The following is a 6,804-nucleotide window of genomic DNA, read 5'->3' as shown; positions in this document are numbered from 1 at the left end:
CTCGGGTGGTGGGTGAGGCGGGGGCGTGGTCGGTGTTCGAGGAGAGCGGTGATGTCGCCGCGGCTCGCGCGCGGTTGGACGACCGGGCGGGGGGTGTGGATCCGGAGGAGTTGTACGCGTTGGGCGAGCGGCTTGGCTACCGGGTCGGGGTGACGTTCACGCCCGGGACGACCACCGGCACCCTCGACGCCCTCTACACCGAGGCGGACATGCCGCTGACGCGCGTCTACGAACCCACGGAGGACCCGGCGCGCGACGCGTCACGCTATGCGAACAGCCCGTCCACGGCCCAGGGCCTCTCCTCGCTCGTGGCGGCCTGCCGGTCGTGGTGCGGTGAGCGGTTGCCCGAGTACATGGTGCCGGCGGCTTTCGTGGTGCTCGACCGGCTGCCGTTGACGGTGAACGGGAAGCTGGACCGCAGGGCGTTGCCCGCGCCGGACTTCGGTGCGCGGACCTCCTCGCGTGGTCCGGTGACCGCACGTGAGCGGCTGTTGTGTGGTTTGTTCGCCGAGGTGTTGGGTCTGCCCGAGGTGGGGGTGGAGGACAACTTCTTCCACCTGGGGGGCCATTCGCTGCTCGCCACCCGTCTGGTGAGCCGGATCCGTTCCACACTCGCGGTGGAACTGCCGATCGGGGCGGTCTTCGACGCGCCGTCCGTCGCCGGGCTCGCCGCCCGCATCGAGGAGGCGGGGCACGCGCGGCCCGCGCTGGAACCGGTCGCACGCCCCGAGCGGATGCCGCTGTCCTACGCCCAACGCCGCATGTGGTTCCTCCAGCGCATGGACGGTGCCGGTCTCGCCTACAACATGCCGGGCGCCCTCCGGCTGCGCGGCACCGTCGAACCGGACGCCCTGCGGCGGGCGTTCCACGACGTCGTGGCCCGCCACGAGACCCTGCGGACCGTCTTCCCCGAGGTGGACGGCGACCCCTGCCAGATCGTCCTGGACGTGGAAGCCGCCGCCCCCCGTATCGAGGTCCGGGCGACGAGCCACGACGCGTTGCGCGACACGCTCGTCGAGGAAGCCCGCCGTGCGTTCGACCTGACGGCGGAGGCGCCGCTGCGCGCCACCCTGCACGACCTGGGCGACGACGAGTACGTTCTCCTGCTCGTCGTCCACCACATCGCCGCCGACGGCTGGTCCCTCGTCCCCCTGGCCGAGGACCTCGGCCGGGCCTATGCCGCCCACTGCACCGGACGGGCACCGGACTGGACACCGCTGCCCGTCCAGTACGCCGACTACACCCTCTGGCAGCGGACGCTCCTGGGCGACGAGCACGACGAGGGCAGTCTGATCTCCCGGCAGATGTCCTACTGGACCTCCACGCTCGACGGACTGCCCGAGCAGATCCCGCTCCCCTTCGACCGGCCGAGGCCGGCCGTGGCCTCGGGCCGGGGCGGGGCGGTCGAGCTGCGGCTGGACGCCGAACTGCACCGGCGCGCCGTCGCGTTCGCCCTGGACGCCGGGGTCAGCGTGTTCATGGTGCTCCAGGCGGCACTGGCGGTGACGCTGTCGCGGCTCGGCGCGGGGAAGGACATCCCGATCGGCAGTCCGGTCGCCGGCCGCACGGACGACGCGCTCGACGACCTCGTCGGGTTCTTCGTCAACACCCTCGTGCTGCGGACCGACCTGTCGGGAGACCCGACGTTCCGGGAGTTGGTGACGCGCGTGCGCGACACGGATCTCGCGGCGTTCGCCCACCAGGACGTGCCGTTCGAGCGGCTGGTCGAGATCCTGAACCCCACCAGGTCCCTCTCCCACCACCCGCTCTTCCAGGTGATGCTCGCGCTCCAGAACAACCCGGAGCCCAGGCTGCGCCTGCCCGGCCTCGCGGTCGAGATCGAGCCCATCGATCCGGGCGTGGCGCGCTTCGACCTGACGCTCAGCCTGACCGAGCGCTTCGCCACCGACGACCGCCCGCTCGGCATCGACGGTCCCGTGCTCTTCGCCATGGACGTGTTCGACGAGAGCGGGGTGCGGGCGCTGCTGGAGCGGTACCGGCGCGTCCTGGCGGCCGTCCTCTCCCGCCCCGACCTGTCCGTCGGCGCCGTCGACACCCTGAGCGAGCGTGAGCGCCACCAACTGCTCGTCGACTACAACGACACGGCGCTCCCCGTGGTCGCCGACCGCGTCACCGAGGGCTTCGCGCGGCAGGTGGCGGCCCAGCCCGGCGCGACGGCCGTGGAGTGCGGGGAACAGGCCCTCACCTACGAGGAGTTGGACGCCCGGTCGCACCGGCTGGCGCGGCTGCTGAGCGAGCGGGGCGTGGCATCCGAACGCGTGGTGGCCGTCGCCATGCCCCGGTCGACTGACCTGGTGGTGGCGCTGCTCGCCGTGCTGAAGGCCGGCGGGGCCTACCTGCCGATCGACCCCGGCTATCCGGAGGAGCGCATCGCGTTCATGCTCCGCGACGCCGACCCGGTCTGCCTCCTGACCACCGTCGAGGCGGCCGATCGGCTCCCCGGCGGCTGTGAGGTGCTGGTCCTCGACCGCGGTGACACGGCCGAGTTGGTGGCGAAGCAGCCGCCGACCGCGCCGGAGACGAGCGGGGACGAGCCGGACCCGACCGGTCTCTCGGCCGCCGTGCTGGTGTACACGTCCGGGTCGACGGGGGCGCCCAAGGGGGTCGTGCTCAGCCACCGGAACGTGATGTCGATGGTCTCGGCCGTGCAGGAACGGTTCCCCCTTGAGGGGGCGGACGCGGTGCTGCACAAGTCGTCGCTGGGTTTCGACGCGTCCCTCGAAGAGATCTTCTGGCCGCTGCTGACCGGACACCGGCTCGTGGTGGCCCCGCCCGGCGCGGAGGGCGACCCACGGGCGCTGGCCGAGGTGATGCGCGACCACCGGGTCACCACGCTGGACATCGTCCCCGCCCTGCTGGACGGCCTGGTCGAGGAGCTGGCCGTCCGCGACGTCCCCTCGCTGCGGCGGGTACTGTGCGCCGGGGACGTGCTGGGCCGGGAACTGGTGGCGCGCTTCCAACGGGTCGCCGACCGGGTCGAGTTGGTCAACGCCTACGGGCCCGCGGAGGCCACGGTGAACGCCACGGCGTTCACCACTCCCGAGGCGGACGAGGGCGGGGCGGCGGGCGCCCCGCCGATCGGGCGGCCGACGCCGAACACGCGGGTGTACGTGTTGGACGAGTCGCTGCGGCCCGTGCCCCCCGGCGTGCTCGGCGAGCTGTACGTGGCCGGTGCCGGGCTGGCGCGCGGATACGCCGGCCGCGCCGGGCTCACCGCCGAGCGCTTCGTGGCCGACCCGTTCGGCCCGACAGGTGGGCGGATGTACCGCACCGGCGATCTGGCACGCTGGAACGCCCTCGGCCAGCTGGAGTTCGCCGGGCGCGCCGACCGGCAGGTGAAGCTTCGCGGCGTGCGGGTCGAGCCGGGCGAGATCGAGTCCGTGCTCGCCGCGCACCCCGCCGTGAGCACGGTCGCGGTCGTGCTCCGCGACGACGAGGCCGACGAGAGGCGGCTGGTGGCGTACGCCGTCCCGGCGGATCCCGCGGCCGCGCCCGACCCGGCCGAGCTGCGTGCCCACACGGCCGCCCGCCTGCCCGCCCCGATGGTCCCCGGCGCGTTCGTGGTGCTCGACGCCCTTCCCCTCACGCCGAACGGCAAGCTCGACCAGGCCGCCCTGCCGGCGCCCGGTGCCGTGGTACCCGACCTCTCCCGCGCGCCGGCCTCACCGGTGGAGGAGCTGCTGTGCGCGCTCTTCGCCGAGGTGCTCGGCCAGCCCGAGGTGGGCGTGGACGACGGCTTCTTCGACCTGGGCGGCCACTCGCTCCTGGCCACCCGCCTCATCAACCGCGTCCGCACCGTCCTCGGCGTCGAACTCCCGCTCGCCACCCTGTTCCAGGCACCCTCACCGGCGCAGCTCGCCGCGCGCCTCCCGGGCGCCGGGCAGTCGCGCCCCGTGCTGCTGCCGATGGAGCGGCCCGAGCCGACCCCCGTGTCCTACGCGCAGCGACGCATGTGGTTCCTCCAGCGCATGGACGGCGCCGCGCTCCCGTACAACATGCCCGGCGCGCTGCGGCTCCGGGGCGACCTCGACGTGGACGCGCTGCGCCTCGCGCTGCGCGACGTCATCGCCCGGCACGAGAGCCTGCGCACCGTCTTCCCCGAGCGCGACGGCACGCCGTTCCAGACGATCCTCGACGCGGACGCCGCCAGCCCGGCCATCGAGGCGGTGCCCACCGACCACGCCGAACTGGCCGGGCTGCTCGCGGAGTCGGCCCGCCGCGGCTTCGACCTGACGGCCGAACCTCCCCTGCGCGCCGCCCTGTACGCCCTGGACACCGACGAGCACGTGCTGCTGCTCGTCGTCCACCACATCGCGGGCGACGGCTGGTCGCTCGGGCCCCTGCTCGGCGACCTCGGGCGGGCGTACGCGGCGCGGTGCGCCGGCGGCGCGCCCGGCTGGGCGCCACTGCCGGTGCAGTACGCGGACTACGCCCTGTGGCAACGCGAGCTGCTGGGGGACGAGGCCGACTCCGACAGCCTGGCCGCGCGACAGCTGGCCTACTGGCGCACCGCCCTGGACGGCGTCCCGGAGCGGCTCGACCTGCCGACCGACCGCCCACGCCCCGCGGCCGCCAGCTACCGAGGAGCGCGCGCACCGTACACCGTCGAGCCCGAACTGCACGCGGCGGTACGGGCCCTGGCCGCCGAGACCGGCACCAGCGTGTTCATGGTGCTCCAGGCGGCGCTCGCGGTGACGCTGTCGCGGCTCGGGGCCGGTACCGACGTCCCGATCGGGAGCCCGGTCGCGGGCCGTACCGACGACGCGCTGGACGATCTCGTCGGCTTCTTCGTCAACACCCTCGTGCTGCGGACCGACCTCTCCGGAGACCCGACGTTCCGGGACCTGCTGGCCAGGGTGCGCGAGAGCGACCTCGCCGCCTTCGCCCACCAGGACGTGCCGTTCGAGCGGCTGGTCGAGGTGCTGAACCCGGCCAGGTCGCTCTCCCACCACCCCCTCTTCCAGGTCCTGCTCGCGCTCCAGAACAACGCCGAGGCGCTACCGCGACTGACCGGGCTCCGGGCGGAGATCGAACCCGTCGACACCGGCGTCGCCTCGTTCGACCTGGCGTTCAACCTGACCGAGCGGTTCTCCGACCACGGGGCGCCGGCCGGCGTCGAAGGCCACCTGATCTACGCGCGAGACCTGTTCGACGCACCAACCGCCGCCCTCCTGCTGAGCCGGCTGAGCCAGGTCCTGCGGTCCGTCACCAGCCACCCGGACGCCCGCGTCGGCACCGTCGACCCACTCGGCCCTGACGAGCGGCACCGCCTGCTGGTCGAGTACAACGACACGCTCCGCCCGCTGCCCGACCAGAACGTGACCGAGCTGTTCGAACGGCGCGTCGCCTCGGACCCGGACGCCGTGGCCGTCGAGTCCCACGGCCGGCCGTTCACCTTCCGCGACGTCAACGCCCGGGCCAACCGCCTCGCCCGGATCCTGGTCGACCTGGGCGTCGGCCCCGAGCGCATCGTGGCGCTCGCGCTGCCCAGGTCGGTGGACCTCGTCGTGGCGTCGCTCGCGGTCCTCAAGGCGGGCGGGGCCTACCTCCCCGTCGATCCGGAGTACCCGGACGAGCGCATCGCCGTCATGCTCGCGGACGCCCGTCCCGTGTGTGTGGTCACCGTCGAGGCGATGGCCACCCGGCTCCCCGCCGAGCCGGCGCGGCTGGTCCTCGGCACCCGGGAAACCGAGCGGCTGCTGGCCGACCGGGACCCGGCGGACCCGCGCGACGACGAGCGCGGCGGCCGGCCGGGCCCGCGGGGCGCGGCGTACGTCATCTACACCTCGGGCTCCACGGGCACGCCCAAGGGCGTCCTCGTCACCCACGCCGGAATCCCCAACCTGGCCCGGCACATCGCCGAGACGCTGAACATCGCGGTCGGCGACAGGTTCCTCCAGTTCTCGCCGGCCGGCTTCGACGCCGCCGTCCTGGAGATGTTCAGCGCCCTGCTGGCCGGAGCGACCCTCGTCATCGTGCCGGCCGAGCGGCTCGTCCCCGGGGAGCCGCTCGCGCACACCCTCACCGACCGGCGCATCACGCAGGTGAGCCTGCCTCCGCCCGTCCTCGCCGCGCTGCCGGCCCCCGGCACGTTCCCGAGGAACCTCATCGTCGCCGCGGACGTCTGCTCCGCCGAACTGGTCGAGCGGTGGCGCGGCGGCCGCACGATGGTCAACGGCTACGGGCCCACCGAGTTCACCGTCTGCGTCAGCATGACGGGCCCCCTGCGGGACGACGCCCGCCCGCCGATCGGGCCCCCCATCGAGAACACCAGGGCCTACGTCCTGGACGAGCGGCTGCGCCCCGTGCCGACCGGCGTGGTCGGGGAGCTGTACGCCGCCGGTGCCGGGCTGGCGCGCGGCTACGTCGGGCGCGCCGGGCTGACGGCGGAGCGCTTCCTCGCCGACCCCTTCGGACCGGCCGGCACACGGATGTACCGCACCGGCGACCTGGCCCGGTGGAACGCGGCGGGGGAGTTGGACTTCGTCGGACGCGCGGACCGGCAGATCAAGGTGCGCGGGCTCCGGATCGAGCCCGGCGAGGTGGAGGCCGTGCTGACCACGCACCCGGCCGTGGACACCGCCGTCGTCGTCGCACACCGGGACCCCGAGGGCGGCGACCGCCTCCTCGCCTATGTCGTGCCCGCCGACGCGCAGGCCGCTCGACAGTTCCTGCTCCTCGCGGCCGAGGTCGAACCGGAGCGCGGTCTCCTTGGCCCGGTCCCAGCCGAGGACCGTCAACTCGCCGTCGGACCACCGCGGGGTGCCCCCCTCGGAGGGCAGG

The 6,804-nt window shown here is 74.0% G+C and carries 1 protein-coding gene; it reads left to right on the top strand.

Features of this window, described 5'->3' with window-relative positions; all coding sequences use genetic code 11:
- Nucleotides 1-119 precede the first annotated feature (119 nt).
- On the top strand, nt 120-6,804 hold a 6,685-nt coding region (locus E1283_RS28960; protein WP_132821131.1), incomplete at its 3' end, for a non-ribosomal peptide synthetase.

The sequence above is a fragment of the Streptomyces hainanensis genome (assembly GCF_004348415.1).
GTDB lineage: Bacteria > Actinomycetota > Actinomycetes > Streptomycetales > Streptomycetaceae > Streptomyces > Streptomyces hainanensis.
This window is presented reverse-complemented; position numbering and strand designations above follow the sequence as displayed.